At 37.6% G+C, this 17999-nt stretch carries 15 protein-coding genes; 9 read left to right on the forward strand and 6 right to left on the reverse strand.

What is annotated here, in order from left to right:
* The first annotated feature begins 58 nt into the window (after positions 1 to 58).
* The 6 genes from HAV12_RS01395 (at position 59) to HAV12_RS01420 (ending at position 6912) form a co-directional block, all read left to right on the forward strand.
* A complete protein-coding gene (locus HAV12_RS01395) occupies positions 59 to 1396 on the forward strand; it encodes a regulatory iron-sulfur-containing complex subunit RicT (RefSeq protein WP_171568150.1) in 1338 nt (445 codons plus the stop codon).
* Entirely contained in the window at positions 1380 to 1859 is a 480-nt protein-coding gene (locus tag HAV12_RS01400; RefSeq protein ID WP_171568151.1) for a gliding motility lipoprotein GldH, read from the forward strand. The genes HAV12_RS01395 and HAV12_RS01400 overlap by 17 nt, the downstream gene beginning before the upstream one ends.
* A 12-nt stretch (positions 1860 to 1871) precedes the next feature.
* Positions 1872 to 4178, forward strand: a complete 2307-nt coding sequence (locus HAV12_RS01405; RefSeq protein WP_171568152.1) for a penicillin-binding protein 1A — start codon at positions 1872 to 1874, stop codon at positions 4176 to 4178.
* A gap of 314 nt (positions 4179 to 4492) precedes the next feature.
* On the forward strand, positions 4493 to 5194 hold the full coding sequence (locus HAV12_RS01410) for a CoA transferase subunit A (protein ID WP_171568153.1): 702 nt from the start codon (positions 4493 to 4495) through the stop codon (positions 5192 to 5194).
* Between the two features lie 80 nt (positions 5195 to 5274).
* Positions 5275 to 6165 carry a class A beta-lactamase, subclass A2 gene (gene bla, locus HAV12_RS01415; protein WP_171568154.1) on the forward strand — a complete coding sequence of 297 codons (891 nt, stop codon included), beginning with the start codon at positions 5275 to 5277 and terminating at the stop codon, positions 6163 to 6165.
* Between the two features lie 78 nt (positions 6166 to 6243).
* Positions 6244 to 6912, forward strand: coding sequence for a CoA transferase subunit B (locus tag HAV12_RS01420; protein ID WP_171568155.1), 669 nt, complete (start codon positions 6244 to 6246; stop codon positions 6910 to 6912).
* Between the two features lie 135 nt (positions 6913 to 7047).
* On the opposite strand, the gene HAV12_RS01425 is transcribed toward HAV12_RS01420, so the two are convergent.
* Both HAV12_RS01425 and HAV12_RS01430 read right to left on the reverse strand, forming a co-directional pair.
* Positions 7048 to 7575, reverse strand: coding sequence for a DUF6646 family protein (locus tag HAV12_RS01425; protein ID WP_132033011.1), 528 nt, complete (start codon positions 7573 to 7575; stop codon positions 7048 to 7050).
* A gap of 53 nt (positions 7576 to 7628) precedes the next feature.
* Positions 7629 to 8363 (reverse strand): metallophosphoesterase family protein, encoded by a 735-nt coding sequence (locus tag HAV12_RS01430; protein ID WP_171568156.1) that lies wholly within the window; start codon positions 8361 to 8363, stop codon positions 7629 to 7631.
* A gap of 477 nt (positions 8364 to 8840) precedes the next feature.
* Between HAV12_RS01430 and HAV12_RS01435 the strand changes: the two genes are divergently transcribed.
* From HAV12_RS01435 to HAV12_RS01445, 3 genes are all read left to right on the forward strand, one after another.
* Complete coding sequence (locus tag HAV12_RS01435; protein WP_171568157.1) at positions 8841 to 11603, forward strand: M4 family metallopeptidase; 2763 nt, start codon at positions 8841 to 8843, stop codon at positions 11601 to 11603.
* An 81-nt stretch (positions 11604 to 11684) separates the two neighbouring features.
* Positions 11685 to 12767, forward strand: coding sequence for a DNA polymerase IV (gene dinB / locus HAV12_RS01440; RefSeq protein WP_171568158.1), 1083 nt, complete (start codon positions 11685 to 11687; stop codon positions 12765 to 12767).
* Between the two features lie 98 nt (positions 12768 to 12865).
* Entirely contained in the window at positions 12866 to 13366 is a 501-nt protein-coding gene (locus tag HAV12_RS01445; protein ID WP_171568159.1) for a PAS domain-containing protein, read from the forward strand.
* Between the two features lie 160 nt (positions 13367 to 13526).
* Here the strand turns inward: HAV12_RS01445 and HAV12_RS01450 are convergent, their stop codons facing one another.
* From HAV12_RS01450 to HAV12_RS01465, 4 genes are all read right to left on the reverse strand, one after another.
* On the reverse strand, positions 13527 to 15131 hold the full coding sequence (locus HAV12_RS01450) for a fumarate hydratase (RefSeq protein ID WP_305069502.1): 1605 nt from the start codon (positions 15129 to 15131) through the stop codon (positions 13527 to 13529).
* A 68-nt stretch (positions 15132 to 15199) separates the two neighbouring features.
* Positions 15200 to 15928 (reverse strand): hypothetical protein, encoded by a 729-nt coding sequence (locus HAV12_RS01455; RefSeq protein ID WP_171568160.1) that lies wholly within the window; start codon positions 15926 to 15928, stop codon positions 15200 to 15202.
* Positions 15929 to 15930: 2 nt separating this feature from the next.
* Complete coding sequence (locus tag HAV12_RS01460; protein ID WP_171568161.1) at positions 15931 to 16401, reverse strand: FKBP-type peptidyl-prolyl cis-trans isomerase; 471 nt, start codon at positions 16399 to 16401, stop codon at positions 15931 to 15933.
* A gap of 48 nt (positions 16402 to 16449) precedes the next feature.
* Positions 16450 to 17889, reverse strand: a complete 1440-nt coding sequence (locus tag HAV12_RS01465; protein WP_132033027.1) for a nucleoside recognition domain-containing protein — start codon at positions 17887 to 17889, stop codon at positions 16450 to 16452.
* Positions 17890 to 17999: the final 110 nt, after the last annotated feature.

Consider the following 17999-nt stretch of genomic DNA (forward strand, 5'->3'; position numbering starts at 1 on the left):
TTACCGATCAAACGTTTATGAACTTAAGTCGCGTTTTTGCGACACTACATATAGAATTATGGCATGTACAAGTTGTTCAACCTCAGATGGTGGCTCACCAAAAGGTTGTAAAAATAATGGGACTTGCGGCACCGATAGCTGCAATAAATTGACTGTTTTTGACTGGCTTGCGAACATGAGTCCGTCTAATGGAGAGGCAATTTTTGATTGTGTTGAGGTACGTTTCAAGAACGGACGTAAAGAATTTTTCAGAAATACAGAGAAATTAACGTTAAGTATTGGTGATATTGTAGCAACTGTTGCATCACCGGGACATGATATTGGAATCGTTACTCTGACAGGAGAATTGGTAAAAATTCAAATGAAGAAAAAAGGCGTTAATCACGAAAGTAATGAAGTGCCGAAAATCTATAGAAAAGCCTCCCAAAAAGATATCGATATCTGGTCTGTTGCGCGTGAACGTGAAGAGCCAATGAAGGTTCGTGCCCGTGAATTGGCAATTCAGCATAAATTGGAAATGAAAATTTCCGATATTGAATTTCAGGGAGACGGATCAAAAGCAACCTTTTACTACACAGCAAACGACAGAGTCGATTTTAGACTTTTGATTAAAGATTTTGCAAAAGAATTCAGTACGAGAGTCGAGATGAAACAAGTTGGTTTCCGTCAGGAAGCGGCACGTCTTGGCGGAATTGGTTCTTGCGGAAGAGAACTTTGCTGTTCGACCTGGTTAACAGATTTTAGAAGTGTCAATACATCAGCAGCAAGATATCAGCAACTTTCACTTAATCCTCAGAAATTAGCCGGACAATGCGGAAAACTAAAGTGTTGTCTGAATTATGAGCTTGATACCTACATGGATGCCCTGAAAGATTTTCCGGATTACGATACTAAATTGGTGACCGAAAAAGGAGATGCAATCTGCCAGAAACAGGATATTTTTAAAGGTCTGATGTGGTTCGCCTACACGAATAATTTTGCAAACTGGCATGTTTTAAAAATTGATCAGGTAAAAGAAATTATCGCTGAAAACAAGCAGAAAAATAAAGTTTCTTCGCTTGAAGATTTTGCTATTGAGGTAACTTTAGAACCTGAAAAAGATTTTAATAACGCAATGGGCCAGGAAAGTCTTACCCGTTTTGATCAGCCAAAAAGAAAGAAAAAACCAAACCGCAAACGCAAACCAAATGCTGAAAATGCAGTTGTTGCCAATGTGGCTCCGGCAAAACCGCAGGGAAATAACAACAACAATAAACCTGCAGGAGGAAATCCGAACAAACAAAACAAGCCGAACAACAAACCCAATAATTCGAATAAACCCAACAATTCGAATGACAACAAACCGGCAGAACCTAGAAAACCTATAATTATTACTAAAAATGAGAATAAAAAATAGCGGGATTCTTATTTTGGCAGCGATACTTCTTTTTTCCTGTGATAAAAAAAGAGTGTTTGATGAATACAAATCTGTTGGCAGTGCCTGGCACAAAGACAGTGTTGTTACCTTCGACCTGCCTGTTTTGGATTCTACGAAGAAATACAATTTGTTTGTAAATTTGAGAGACAATGACAATTATCCATTCAATAATTTGTTTTTAATTGTTGCTATTGAAACACCAAGCGGATTTACCAAAGTAGATACCTTAGAATACCAAATGGCAAATCCCGATGGAACGCTGTTAGGAAATGGTTTTACAGATATAAAAGAAAGTAAATTGTATTACAAAGAAGACGTAAAGTTTAGAGGAAAATATAAAGTATACATCAAACAAGCCGTTAGGGAATCAGGAAAAATTCCGGGTGTTCAGGCTTTGGAAGGTATTACGGACGTAGGTTTTAGAATAGAACAAAAAGATTAGACGAATATATTTATGGCTACTAAAAAAAACAATCAAACCAATAGTATTAAAGACATTAACTACTATAAAAATAAATTCTGGAGAATTTTTGCCTATACGTTATTAGGTGTTTTAGCTTTCTTTTTATTTGCTTCATGGGGATTATTCGGCTCCATGCCTTCTTTTGAAGATCTGGAAAATCCGGATTCTAATTTAGCTACCGAGATTATTTCTTCTGATGGAGTAGTTATCGGTAAATATTTCAAAACCAACAGATCACAACTTAAATATTCAGATTTACCAAAAAGTCTGGTGGAAGCTTTGGTTGCCACCGAAGATGCCCGTTTTTATGAGCATTCAGGAATTGACGGACGCGGAACTTTAAGAGCCGTTTTTACGTTGGGAACAAATGGAGGAGCAAGTACCTTAACACAACAATTAGCAAAACAATTGTTTCATGGGGAAGGATCTAAATTTCTGCCTTTCAGAATCGTACAAAAAATAAAAGAATGGATTATTGCCATTCGTCTGGAAAGACAATATACCAAGAATGAAATTTTGGCGATGTACTGCAACGTTTATGATTTTGGAAATTATTCAGTTGGAGTTAGTTCTGCCGCACAAACCTACTTTTCAAAAGATCCAAAAGATTTAACGATGGATGAATCGGCTATTTTAGTCGGAATGTTCAAAAACTCAGGATTATACAATCCTGTTAGAAATCCGGAAGGAGTAAAAAACAGACGTAATGTCGTGCTTTCTCAAATGGAAAAAGCAAAAATGATTTCTTCTGCTGAAAAATTAAGATTGCAGGCTTTGCCAATTGCTTTAAAATTTAAACTGGAAAGCCATCGTGAAGGTACGGCTACCTATTTCAGGGAATATCTTCGTGATTACATGAAGAAATGGGTTGCTGAAAATAAAAAACCGGATGGTTCTGATTATGATATCTACAAAGATGGTCTGAAAATCTACACCACTATCGATTCCAGAATGCAGCAATATGCTGAAGAAGCAGTTTCAGCACACATGAAAAACCTGCAACAGCAGTTTTTTATTGAAATGAAGAACAATAAAAATGCTCCTTTTGTTAATATTACCAAAGCTGAAACGGATCGTATTATGATGCAGGCCATGAAGAATTCTACGCGTTGGTCTATCATGAAAGATATGGATAAAAGTGAGGATGATATCATAAATTCATTCAAAGTAAAAACAAAAATGCGCATATTTACCTGGAAAGGAGAGCGTGATACTACTATGACTCCACTGGATTCTATTCGTTATTACAAGCATTTTTTACAATCAGGTTTAATGGCGATGGAGCCTCAAACCGGAAATATAAAAGCCTGGGTAGGCGGAATCAATTATAAATATTTCCAGTACGATCACGTAGGACAGGGAGCAAGACAGGTAGGTTCTACTTTTAAACCATTTGTTTATGCAACTGCAATCGAACAATTAAATATGTCACCTTGCGATTCTATACTTGACGGACCATTTATGATCCATAAAGGCCGTCACCACGTAACGGAAGACTGGGAACCAAGAAACTCAGACAACAGATACCGCGGAATGGTTACTTTAAAACAAGGTTTGGCGAATTCTATCAATACGGTTTCTGCAAAATTAATTGACAGAACCGGTCCTGAGGCTGTTGTTGAATTAACGAAGAAATTAGGAGTAAAAACAGAAATCCCGGTACAGCCGTCAATTGCATTAGGTGCGGTTGATATTACGGTTGAAGACATGGTTGCTGCTTACAGCACATTTGCCAACCAGGGAGTTTATGTAAAACCACAATTTTTAAGCCGTATCGAAAACAAAAGCGGAGAGGTTATTTACGAGCCGATTCCGGAATCACATGACGTTCTGAATAAAGATATTGCTTTCGCAGTAATCAAATTACTTCAGGGGGTAACGGAAACAGGTTCCGGTGCACGTTTGCGTACGCAGGGCGGTGGAAGTGGAGATAATCGCTGGACAGGATATCCGTATATGTTTAAAAACCCGATTGCGGGTAAAACGGGAACAACACAAAACCAGTCAGATGGTTGGTTCATGGGAATGGTTCCAAACCTGGTAACAGGAGTTTGGGTAGGTTGTGAAGACCGTTCAGCACGTTTCAAAAGTTTGACTTATGGTCAGGGAGCAACAGCAGCATTACCAGTCTGGGGTTACTTTATGAAACTTTGTTATGCCGATCCGGGACTTCAGGTTTCAAAATCGGAGTTTGAGCGTCCGGCTAATCTTTCTATAAAAGTAGATTGTTACTCAAGACCAGCAGTTGTAAAAGATACGACACAAACAGAACAAAATACAGACGAATTCGAACTCTAGTTTAATTTCGTTTCTTCAATAAAAAAATCCTTTTGTAACTTCTGAATCCGGAAGAGCACAAAAGGATTTTTTTTTGTAGTATATTATAAAATGTTCGGTAAGTACTTTAATATGATCATACGAAATCTGTACGAACCAAAAAAATCTGCCGAATCTGCTAAATCTGCGAGAGTTTTTTTATGTGCTTAAATCAGCCTTTCAAAATTTACTTTCTAATGAATATATTAGCCTGTTTTATTTTTTACGAAATCGTTATATTTTAATCTAAAAATCTTATTTTTATCAAAAATATACAACAATAAAGACCATTTGTTATGATTGCAAAAAAAGTAAATAACGTTCAGGAAGCCATAGCAGGAATCGAAAGCGGAATGACTATCATGTTTGGTGGTTTTGGACTTTGCGGGATTCCGGAGAATACAATAGCCGCCTTAGTAAATACAACAATTTCAGATTTAACCTGCATCTCCAATAACGCAGGAGTAGATGATTTTGGACTAGGACTGCTTTTGCAAAAGAAGCAAGTCAAAAAAATGATTTCCTCTTACGTAGGCGAGAACGCTGAGTTTGAACGTCAGATGCTTTCCGGTGAATTGGATGTAGAACTTACTCCACAAGGAACTTTAGCGGAGCGTTGTCGCGCAGCTCAGGCTGGAATTCCGGCTTTCTTTACACCTGCCGGTTACGGCACTGAAGTAGCAGAGGGAAAAGAAGCACGTGAATTCAATGGGAAAATGCACATTATGGAAGAAGCTTTCAAAGCCGATTTTGCCATTGTAAAAGCATGGAAAGGCGATGAAGCCGGAAATCTGATTTTTAAAGGAACTGCCAGAAACTTTAATGCCTGTATGGCCGGAGCCGGAAAAATAACCATTGCTGAGGTTGAAGAATTGGTTCCTGTGGGAACATTAGATCCAAATCAGATTCATATTCCGGGAATTATGGTACAACGTATCTTTCAGGGCGAAAAATTTGAGAAACGTATCGAGCAAAGAACCGTTAGAACCAGAAATTAGATAATCTAGATAATGAGGCAATTAGATAATGTTTTTAAAATTATCTAATTATCAAATTCCCTAATTGGCACCTTAAAAATATGGCAAGACTTTTTTACATCAGTTTATTTTCTGTTTTTTCGTTTCATTCATTTGCGCAAACAACAAATGATCTTCGACAACAATTGCAGCAGCTCATTGCAAGTAAAAATGCCACAGTTGGAATTTCTATTAAGAGTATAGAAGATAAAGATACTTTGAGCATCAACGGAAACTTAAAAGCGCCTTTAATGAGTGTTTTTAAATTTCATATTGCTTTGGCTGTTCTGAATAAAGTCGATGAAGGCAAACTTTCATTAACACAGGAGATTTTTATTAAAAAGAAAGATCTGCATGAAGATACCTGGAGTCCGATGAGGGAAGAGTATCCGAATGGAGATATGTATCTGACATTAGACAAACTATTGCGATACACCATTTCGCACAGTGATAATAATGGTTGTGATATTCTTATTGATTTAGTGGGTGGCACGAAAGAGGTGCAGCGGTTTATTAATAAACAGGGAATTAAGGACTTCGTGATTAAAGTGAACGAGGAACAAATGAAAACCTGGAAAAATCTTTATATAAACACGACAACTCCATTGGCAACAACCGAACTGCTTGAAAAGTTTTTTAAAGGAGAAATTCTGAAAGAAAACACCACAAAATATTTATATCAAATAATGACAGAAACGTCAAGAGGAATTACCTGGATGAAAGCCGGACTTCCTGAAAACACAGAATTGGCGCACAGAACCGGAATGTCCGGAACAAACGACTATAATCTGCGAGTTGCGATGAATGATATAGGAATTGTGAAACTTCCTAACGGGAAACATTTTATACTTGCTGTTTATTTAAAGAACATTACAGAAACGCAGGAAGATACTGAAAAAATAATTGCCGATATAACAAGAGCAACCTGGGGTTACTTTATAAATAAAAATTAGATAATAAAGATAATGAGGGAATTAGATAATGATAAGCATTATCTAATTGTCAAATTTTCTAATTAACAAATTATACATATGTTAACAAAAGAAGATATAGCAAAACGAATTGCTAAAGAAGTAAAAGACAGATATTTTGTCAATCTTGGTATTGGGATTCCAACTCTGGTTGCCAATTATGTGAGAAATGATATTGCAGTTGAATTTCAAAGTGAAAATGGTGTTCTGGGTATGGGCCCTTTTCCTTTTGAAGGAGAAGAAGATGCTGATGTCATCAATGCAGGAAAACAAACCATAACAACCCTTCCGGGAGCGAGTTTCTTTGATTCTGCTTTTAGTTTCGGGATGATTCGAAGCCAAAAAGTAGATTTAACTATTTTAGGAGCCATGGAAGTTTCCGAAAACGGGGATATCGCCAACTGGAAAATTCCGGGTAAAATGGTAAAAGGAATGGGTGGCGCTATGGATTTGGTGGCTTCCGCCGAAAATATCATTGTGGCTATGATGCATGTAAACAAAGCCGGAGAATCAAAAATCCTGAAAAAATGTACTTTGCCATTAACGGGCGTAGGGTGCGTTAAAAAGGTGGTAACCGAGCTGGCAGTTCTCGAAGTGACCGAAAAGGGTTTTAAGCTCTTAGAACGAGCGCCAGGAGTTTCTGTAGAGCATATCATTGCTTCAACCGAAGCGAATTTAATAATTGAAGGAGAAATTCCGGAAATGATGATTAATTATATATCCGATTAAAAGCGGAAGTTGAAAAATAATTTTTTTAGAATAAATAGAAAAACCGCCTGATTGGCGGTTTTTTTGTTATTTATAAAGCTTTGTGACTTTCTGTTTTTGCCGGAAACAGATCTTCGCAAACCTTCTGGTTTAATTTTACAAATTAAAAGAAGCTCCTAAACTAAAAGTAGCCTGATTGTTTAAGTTGTAAAAAGGATCGTCATTGTTTCCGTATTTTGCAATTGGAAATCCAACCTCTGTGAAAACTCCGAATCCGTCAGTAAAGAAGTAACGGCCTCCAACATGACCTCCGAAATTGTGTAAACCTAAACTTAATCCAGGGTATACATCTAATTGCTCAACGCCAATAACACTCGATAAATTGGCATTAATTCTTGCTTTCGCATCAAAACGATCTTTAAATTCAGGTTTAGTATCATTGTATACAGCTGTATTACCACGGTAAAAACCGGAAAAGTTGTCTACTCCCAATAAGTAATTAGCAACAAAACCGAATGAGAAATTTTCGCCTAATCCAAAATCTACAGAACCCTGAATTCCAGAACCACCATCTTGCAGATTAGCACCAACATTAACTTTGACATCACCTTTCCCTGTAAAAGCCTTTTGCGCTTGTGTGATTCCAAATGTTACTAAAAACAAAAGTGTAATTACCTTTTTCATAAAATTTTTAAATTTTTAATTATTTCTAAAGTGCAAAAATAGGTTTTTAGATATCAATTCCTACCTCTTTCGTTAGAATACAATTCATTTAAAGGTTCACTTTGCCAGAATTCCTTTGTATCAACATTCATAATGGTCAGCGGGCCTTTGAAGGCTGCCCCGGTATCAACATTCCAGACACAGGCTTTTTGTACCGGTACAGTTTTTCCAATTCGGGTTACGGGTGTGTGGCCAATATAAACTTCTTTGTAAACCGTGAAACGCTTCGGATAATACAAATCGTCCGGTTTTAAATTCGGATCCAATGCAAGTGCAGATTCCCAAAGTGTTCTGTCCCAGTAGAATAATTTCGAAAAAAATTCGTAGGTTACCCCACTAAGATTTGTAAATCCCGCATGAACAAATAAACGATTTTCATTGTCAAGATAGAAATCCTGAAGCGATTCCAAAAAAGCGATATGCTCTTTCTTTTTTTCTTCAGAAAGTATGGAATATCCTTCAACAGTCGCTTTTCCACCATGTTTATACCACATTTCTTCATCAAAATCGTCATGTCTGTTTTCCAGCCAGTCCAGGGCCAACTGATCATGATTTCCTCTGATGCAAATACAGTTTTGTTTGCTTTTAAGGTCAATTAAAAAATCAATTACCTGCGTCGAATGACTCCAGCCGTCAACATAATCGCCTAAAAATATAAGAGTATCTTTTTCGGTAACATTGGCTTTCTCCAACACTTGTTCAAGCGCCAGTAATCCTCCATGTATGTCACCTATAACAAATGTTCGCATTTTGTATTATTTCGTGTAGGCAAAAATAAAGAAAATGATTTGTTTGTACCTATTAAGTTAAGAATCTTTATAAATGTCAGAAAAAAGCCTTTTTTCGATTTAAGATTAAGTTTTGTTTTACAAAAAATGAATCGGCAAGGATAATTCCCGCTTTTTTTATTCAAAATTGAGCAGTCAAATTACTCCATTTTGCTTTTCCTACAGCTAAAAAGGGCTTAAAAAATGGTTTTTTCATATAAAATATTAGTTTTCAGTGATATAGTTATTTGTTCTGTAAGGCATTGTCAAACCTGAGATTTCTTGTTATTTTTAAGTGTTTTTACTCGCTTAAATGTTGTATTTTATCGATAAAAGGTAAATTTATCCGTTTAATTAACAAAATTTATATATTTTTATCACTCAAATAAAGTATTTACTTACATATTTTATTTCGTGATTTTTAACCCCTTTTTAACTAACCAAAATTCAAAATTGCTTATGAAAAGTACATTACCCAGAATTGTGACAACAACAGTTGCTGCATTTGCATTTTCAGTATCTGCATTCGCTCAGGAAACAGATAAAAGAATAAGTCAGAAAAGTTTATCTGAAAACGGAGAGCCGAGTTTAATTACTTTCAACGACAAATCAACCTATAAAGGCTCTGATTCCGAAAAAGTATTTAAAGAACAATTGGCCCTGAAAGACAACCAGTCTTTCTCAAAGATTAAAAGCGAGTCAGATCGCGAGGGTTTCACCCACGAAAAATTTCAATTGTACGAACAGGGAATTAAAGTAGAATTTGCCAATTATACTTTGCATTCAAAAAACGGAAAACTGCAGTCGATGAATGGCGAGTTTTACAAAATTGTAAACGCAAAAGTAAAACCGGCACTTTCTGCACAGGAAGCTTTCAACAGGGCAGTGGCCCTTACCGGAGCTAAAACTTATCTGTGGGATTCGCCACAGGATGCTGCGGCAATGGATTACGTAAAACCGAAAGGAGAATTGGTTTTCTTACCGGATATGGAAAACCAGGGGAAAGAACGAACTAGTGATAAAGTTCGTTTAGCGTATAAATTTGACATTTATGCCACCAATCCATTAAGCCGTGGGGATTTGTATATCGATGCTGTAACGGGACAAGCCCTGTTTTATAATGCAACGATCAAACACCTTGGCGAAAACGTTCACGGAAAATCAAAAGCTGCTGTAAAAGAAAATAGTTTAAATTCAAAAATGGCGGTTGTGGCTGCAAATGCGGCAACACGTTACAGCGGAACACAAACTATCGAGACAACACTAAGCGGATCTTCTTATATTTTATTGGACGGAACCCGCGGAAATGGAATCCAGACGTACAACTCTGCGAGAACAGCAACGTATCCGACAACCAATTTTACCGATGCGGATAATAACTGGATTGAATACAATAACACCAATAAAGACAACGGTGCACTTGATGCGCATTGGGGTGCCGAAATGACTTACGATTACTGGTCAGCGGTTCATGGAAGAAACAGTTATGATGGTAACGGTGCAAAAATTAAAAGTTATGTGCATTACAACTTAGTGGCTGCAGGTTACCCGAATAACAATAATGCATTCTGGAACGGAAGTGTTATGACGTATGGTGACGGAACAGGAACCGGCGGATTTGATATCTTAACGGCAATGGACGTTGCAGGTCACGAAATCGGTCACGCGGTTTGTACGTATACGGCAAATCTGGCGTATCAAAAAGAATCGGGTGCGATGAACGAAGCTTTTTCTGATATTTGGGGAGCTTGTATTGAATACCGTGCTGCCCCTACAAAATCAACATGGCTGGTTGGGGAAGATATAGAAAGAAGATCAGGACATTTGGCCTTGCGCTCAATGAGTGATCCAAATTCTGAAGGTCAGCCGGACACTTACGGAGGAACGTATTGGGTAAATGTAAATTGTACGCCAACAAATAACAACGACCAATGTGGTGTTCATACCAATTCAGGAGTATTAAATCACTGGTTTTATATTCTTTCAGTGGGTAAATCAGGAACAAATGATATTGGAAATGCATATAACGTTACAGGAATCACAATCGATAAAGCAGCAAAAATTGCGTATCGTTTAGAAAGTAACTATTTATCTGCCAATTCGACTTATGCAATTGCGAGAACTTACGGAATTCAGTCAGCTATCGATTTATACGGAGCAGGTTCAGCTGAGGTTATTGCCACAACCAATGCATTTTATGCAGTTGGTGTTGGAGCAGCCTATTCCGGAGGATCAGGAGATACAACTCCGCCATCAGCACCTTCTTCTTTAGCAGCTTCAGGAACTACAGGAACTACGACCAATTTAGCATGGACAGCGTCTACAGATAACGTTGCAGTTACAGGATATGATGTTTATCAGGGAACTACGCTAAAAGGAACTGTTACAACAACTAGTTATACCGTAACAGGACTTACAGCCTCAACAGCTTATACCTTTTCTGTAAAAGCGAAAGATGCTGCAGGAAATGTTTCGGCTTCAAGTAACACTGTAAATGTTACGACACTGGCAGGTTCAGTGACCTATTGTACATCAAAAGGAAACAGTGCTTCTGATGAGAGAATTGGTAAAGTGGTATTTGGTACCATTAATAATACTTCTACCGGAACAACAGGTTACGAGAATCTCACAGCCATTTCTACAAATGCAGGAAGAGGAACTGCGTATACCATTACCATTACACCATCATGGACTTCTACCGTGTACAATGAAGGTTATGCTGTATTTATTGATTACAATCAGGATGGGGATTTCTCTGACAGCGGTGAAACGGTTTGGACAAAAGCAGCTTCAAAAACAACTCCGGTTACAGGATCAATTACAATTCCTGCATCGGCAACGCTTGGAACAACCAGGTTGAGAGTTTCCATGAAATACAACGGTATTCCAACAGCTTGTGAGAGTTTTTCTTACGGACAGGTGGAAGATTATTCTGTAAACATAACTGCTTCAGGAATAGTTGAAGTGAATGAAATCGCAGTAACCGATAAATTAAGTTCTGAAATTACTTTGTATCCAAATCCAGTTGAAAATGAATTGAATATTTCAATATCAGATAAAACCGGATCAGACTTTACAATCATAAATGCTTTAGGTCAGCGAGTGAGTTCAGGTCATTTATCTGAGAGCCCAATTGACGTAAGCAAATTAAATACCGGAATCTATTTTATTGAATTCAACGGTGCTCAAAAAAGAGTTACTAAGAAGTTTATAAAAAAATAAGTTTTGTTTTAAATATTAAAGGCCTTGCAATTGCGAGGCTTTTTTTATGCTTAAAGTTTAAAAACTGCTTAAATTTGCAACATGTCTGAAACGCCTGTATATAGAAAAATTATCCATATTGATATGGATGCTTTTTATGCTTCGGTAGAGCAAATGGATAATCCTGCTTTACGGGGGAAACCTGTTGCGGTTGGCGGATCAGAGAACAGAGGAGTAGTTTCGGCAGCAAGTTATGAAGCCCGGAAGTTTGGCGTTCGCAGTGCCATAAGCGGCGTTCTCGCCAAAAGATATTGTCCCGAAATAATCTTTGTCCGTCCCCGTTTTGACCGATACAAGGAGATTTCCGGTAAAATTCATAAGATTTTTTATGAATATACCGATTTGGTCGAGCCGCTTTCGCTTGACGAGGCCTATCTGGATGTCACCCAAAACAAAAAAGGAAATCCCAGCGCGAGTTTACTGGCTCAGGAAATCAGATTACGGATTTTGAATGAAGTGGGGCTTACGGCTTCGGCGGGAATTTCGGTCAATAAATTTGTAGCTAAAATTGCCAGCGATATTAACAAACCAAACGGACAGAAAACAGTAAATCCGGATGAGATTCCGGCTTTTTTGGAAGAATTACCGATTCGGAAGTTTTATGGAGTTGGAAAAGTAACGACCGAAAAAATGTATCAATTGGGTATTTTTACCGGAACTGATCTCAAAAGTAAATCGCAGGAGTTTTTAGAAAAACACTTCGGGAAATCCGGAACCTTTTATTATAAAGTGGTTCGCGGTATTCATAACAGCGAAGTAAAACCGTCCCGGATAACTAAATCGGTAGCAGCCGAGCATACTTTTGATGTGAATCTATCGTCTGAAATTTTTATGTTAGAACAACTCGAACGGATCGCTGTTTCGTTGGAGAAACGTTTAAAAAAATATAAAATTTCCGGGAAAACAGTAACCCTTAAAATAAAATACAGCGATTTTACACAACAAACACGCAGTAAAACTCTGCCTTATTTTATTGCAGACAAAAGTCTGATTATGGAAATAGTGGAGGAACTATTGTATCAGGAACGAATGAAGGATTCCGTCCGATTGCTCGGAATATCAATGAACAACCTGAATACCGAAGAAAAAAAGGCCGTTGTTGTGCAGTTAAAATTTGAATTTTGATACATTTAAATAGCGTTAAATAAATTAGTTTTTTGTTTTGTGATGAAATTTCTCTCTACCTTTAGAGAAGACTTATAGTCAATGTTAAATTATTGAGGATGAAAAAAGCCAAATTAGAAGAGATCTCCAATCATAATTCAGTTCCCATCATGGCATGGGATTTTCATTATGAATACCTGAATGAATTGAAAGTTACTTTTACCGATTTAAAAAAGGTAAAGGAAATCTCCACCCATTTTGCGTGGGATGAAGAGAACCTGAATATAAGTGAACGCATCAAAGAAGAAGTCGTTCTGGTTACTGACGTTGACATGAAAATTGTTTTCGCCTCAAACGGAGTAAAAAAAATGACAGGATATGCTGAAAGTGAAGTACTGGGAAAAACACCAAAAATGTTTCAGGGTCTGGCAACTTCCAAAACGGATTTAAAAGAAATAAGAAAAGCAATAGAACTGCTAATTCCATTTGAAAAAACAATCACAAATTACAAGAAGAATGGAAAGATGTACACCTGCAGAATTTACGGTTCTCCAGTCTTCAACTTAAAAGGTAAACTAACCCATTTTATAGCTTTCGAAAAAGAAGTTTTAAGCGCGTGAGGAGAAAAGTTATGAGTTTTAAGTTATGAGTAAAACGTGAAGGGAAAACCAATATTTTTGAAAGATTAAAACAATAAAACCGCCTTTTTGGGCGGTTTTACTATATAAAAACTTTGCGAACCTTGCGTAAAACTTCGCGAGCCTTGCGGTTAAAAATCCGCTATAAATTCTCAAAGAAATCATTCCCCTTATCATCCGTAATGATAAAAGCAGGGAAATCTTTTACCGTGATTTTACGAACGGCTTCCATTCCTAATTCTTCAAAATCAACCACTTCTACTTTCAGGATGTTATCCTGCGCTAAAATAGCAGCCGGACCTCCGATAGAACCCAGATAGAATCCACCATAGGTATTGCAGGCAGTCGTAACCTGTTTGGATCGGTTTCCTTTTGCCAGCATAATCATACTTCCGCCATGTTTTTGAAATTCATCCACATAAACGTCCATACGGCCCGCTGTAGTTGGGCCAAAACTTCCTGAAGCCATTCCTTCCGGAGTTTTTGCAGGACCTGCATAGTAAACCGGGTGATTTTTGAAATATTCGGGCATTGGCTGACCGGATTCTAACAATTCCATAATTTTTGCATGTGCAATATCACGCGCCACAATTACAGTTCCGTTCAATTTTAAACGGGTTTTGATTGGATATTGCGTTAGTTTGGCTAAAATATCTGCCATTGGCATATTCAGGTCGATTTCAACCGGTGCTTCTAAATGTGGCGCTGTTTCCGGTAAAAACTGTTTTGGATTTACTTCTAACTGCTCTACGAAGATGCCGTCTTTTGTAATTTTTCCTTTTATATTTCGGTCAGCAGAACAGGAAACTCCCAATCCAACCGGACAGGATGCGGCGTGGCGCGGAAGACGAATGACACGAACGTCATGCGTAAAATATTTTCCTCCAAACTGAGCACCGATAGCGCTTTCCTGACAGATTTTCTGAACACGTTCTTCCCATTCTAAATCACGGAAGGCCTGGCCTGACATGTTTCCAGAAGTTGGTAAGTGATCATAGTAACCCGCAGAGGCTTTTTTAACGGCTCCCAGATTGGCTTCTGCCGAAGTTCCGCCAATGACCAAAGCCAAATGGTAGGGTGGACAGGCTGAAGTGCCTAAATCCTTTATTTTTTCACGGATGAACTCATCCATTGCTTTATCGTTTAAAAGCGATTTTGTTTTTTGGTATAAAAAGGTTTTGTTCGCAGACCCGCCGCCTTTTGCCATAAATAAGAACTCATAAGAAATTCCTTTTTTCGCATAAATATCGATTTGCGCGGGAAGATTCGATCCGGAATTCTTTTCTTCAAACATCGAAATCGGAACAATCTGAGAATAGCGTAAATTACGTTTTTGGTACGTATTAAAAATTCCTTTACTCAGCCATTCCGCATCGTCAACACCGGTAAAGATACTTTCGCCTTTTTTGGCCATTACGATTGCAGTTCCGGTATCCTGGCAGCTTGGCAGCTGACCTTCGGCAGCAACAGAAGCATTTTGCAGTAAGTTGTAAGCCACAAAACGATCGTTGTCGGTTGCTTCGGGATCGTCTAAAATTTTACGCAGTTTTTGTAAATGTGTTGTTCTCAGCATAAATGAAACGTCAGTTAACGCTTCTTCGGCTAATAACTCTAAACCTTTTGGATCAACAGTGAGAATTTCGCGTTCTCCAAATTGTTCTACTTTTACAAAATCGGAAGTGATTTTGCGGTATTGGGTGTCATCCTTTAAAATTGGATAAGGATCCTGATATATAAAATCAATCATTGCTATGTTTTTCTACAAAGTTAAAAATTATTTATTTTAGAAAGGATTTGAATAAGACTCTCTACCCGTTATTTTATTTTGTGAAAGTCATTAAAAGACATTTTTTTCTCAAAGTACGTTTTACCTTCTGCAGATAAAAATTGCTTAATCCAGTGTTTGTTTTTCAATTGAAAAACAATAGAATCAGAGTGTGCAGCGGTTCCCATATCCTCATTATTGTCGTCCGGCTCAAATGCAACTCTTTTGCAATAGAAAGATTCAGTCTCCGGTTTCCCGGTTGGATTCGTAAATTCAACCCAGCTTCCCCAGCCACTATCAGACATTGTATCCCATTCATACACAAGTTGTAATGTCTGGTTTTTTAGGTAATATAAGTAATTATTCTGTGTATAACCACAGCCAGGATATCCGAAACTAACCTGAATAAAAGAAGATTTTTTGGGTGCAGTTGAAGACAGTCCGTATGATGCTCCCCACTCTGACCCTTTTTGGTATCCCTTAATGATAATTTTAGAAGAGGCGGTTTTGGTTTTATCCTGATAAAAATCAAGCTGATAGTGTTGGGTTACAATACTGTCTTTATCTGCTTTTTGATCCAAAAGATGTGCAAGAATGTAATTGTTTTTTGATACTTCTTCTCCTTCTGAAATTGGAATAGTATCTGTTTTTAAGAATTTCTCTTCTGCAACCAGAGTAATTTCTGTTTTCTTTTCCGGAACAGCAGCTGCTGCGGTTACTGTTTTTTCTTTTTGGCAACCTGCCAGTAAAGCTAAAACAAATAAATATTTAACTTTCATGACTAATTAACAGAAATCAGCTTAATATCAAAAACAAGTACGGAGCCACCTGGAATGCCTCTGTAAGCAAAACTGCCGTATCCTAAACGGGCCGGTACAATAAGAACACCGCTTCCGCCTTCCTTAAATAAAGGAATTCCTTCTGTCCATCCTTGTATTACTTGTTGCAGGCCAAATGTAGTCCCGGCATCAGGACTCTGATCAAAACCTATTTTTGTTGTATAATAGCCTTTGTAAGCAACGGTCACGCTAGAAGTTGCTTTTGGTTGCTTACCTGTTCCGGGTTCCGTAATGATATAATACAAACCTGTAGCTGTTTTTTGAGCAGTCAGATTATTGTCAGCCAGATATTTTAGGATCTCGGCTTCATTTTTTTCGGTATAATCAATTGGAACAAAGTTATCATTGTCAATTTCGTGACTAACGCAGGATACAAAAAGGGTAAGAATTAGAGCAAATAAAGAATATTTCATTTTGGATTATATTGTTTTAAAGGGTTGTACTATATCAGAATATAATGTTTAGAAAAACCAGCTGGCGACAAAAATGGCAGTAATCACACAAATTACATCTACCAGAAGCATCGTGCCCAGCGCGTAACGGGTATTTTTGATATTTACGGAACCAAAGTAAACGGCGATCACATAAAAAGTACTTTCGGCGCTACACTGAAAAATACTGCTTAATCTTCCCGTCAAGGAATCTGCACCAAAAGTATTCATCGAGTCAATTAAAAACCCTCTGGATCCTGCAGAGCTAAAAGGGCGCAGCATGGCCACCGGCAAGGCGTCCGTAATTTGTTTATTGACACCCATGTTGGAGAATACAAAGGCAATTCCATCACTGATAATTTCAAATAAACCGCTGTTTCTGAACAATGAAATGGCAACCAGCATTCCCAATACATAGGGGAAAATAGTAACTCCGGTTTTTACTCCGTTATTGGCACCTACCACAAAAGCATCAAATACAGTAGTGCCGGCCTCGGTAAATTTCTTTTCATGACGCCATGAAAAAATCAGTGTAAAAGCGATGATGCCGAATAAGATCAAACCCGAAAGATTAGAAGTAAAATAATTTTTCCCAATTAAATCCAGATGATTCACGTACATCAGCAAGCCCACAATAGCAGCGATTAATACCATTAAGGCAATAACCAGCGAAGCACTTTTGAAATTGATTTTCTGCTTGATTCCAACAATTAAGAAAGCTGCAATGGTGCCGATAAACGAAGTAATAATACACGGAAGCATTACATCTGCGGGATTGCTTGCGTTGGCGGCAGCACGATAACCGATAATTGAAGTCGCAATTAAAGTAAGACCTGAAGCGTGTAGACACATAAACATAATCTGTGCGTCACTGGCTCGGTCTTTGTCTGGATTTATTTCCTGTAAACTTTCCATGGCTTTCAAACCAAATGGCGTGGCAGCTGAATCTAATCCTAAGAAATTAGCGGCAAAGTTTAAGGTCATATACGAGATAGACGGGTGATTTTTAGGGATGCTCGGGAATACTTTTACAAACACCGGACTCAAAGCTTTAGCCAGTTTTCCGGACGCTCCCGAAATGATTAAAAGTTCCATTAACCCGCAGAAAAAGGCCAGATAGGCAATAAGCGGCAGAATTAAATCGAGTAAAGTACTTTTACAGGTGGGTAATAAACCATCCGATTTTTGAACACCACTGTAGATTTTTACTGTTTTGTTTTTATAAACATAAGTAGTGTCGCTATTGAGGGTATCACGGTTGATGATTATGGTTTGATCCTTCGCTTTTTTAATGCTGTCTTTGATAAAAGCAGGAAGCTGTTCAGCGTATTTCTCTGAAATCAGAATGGGATCGTCTTTTTTACCATTCAAAACATAATCAATAGTATACGTATTGGCGGTAAACAAACTGATTACAATAAAGGCAATCGACGAAATAAATATAGCTAACCAAAATCTACTTAATACCATAATTATATTTTTTTGTAAATGTAATTATTTAGCCATAATATGTACAAAGATTTTAGTGCTGAAACGCGAAGTATTTCTCAGAAACTATAATCTTTTAATAAAAATTCGAT

This window comes from Flavobacterium sp. CLA17 (assembly GCF_013112255.2).
Classification (GTDB): domain Bacteria; phylum Bacteroidota; class Bacteroidia; order Flavobacteriales; family Flavobacteriaceae; genus Flavobacterium; species Flavobacterium circumlabens.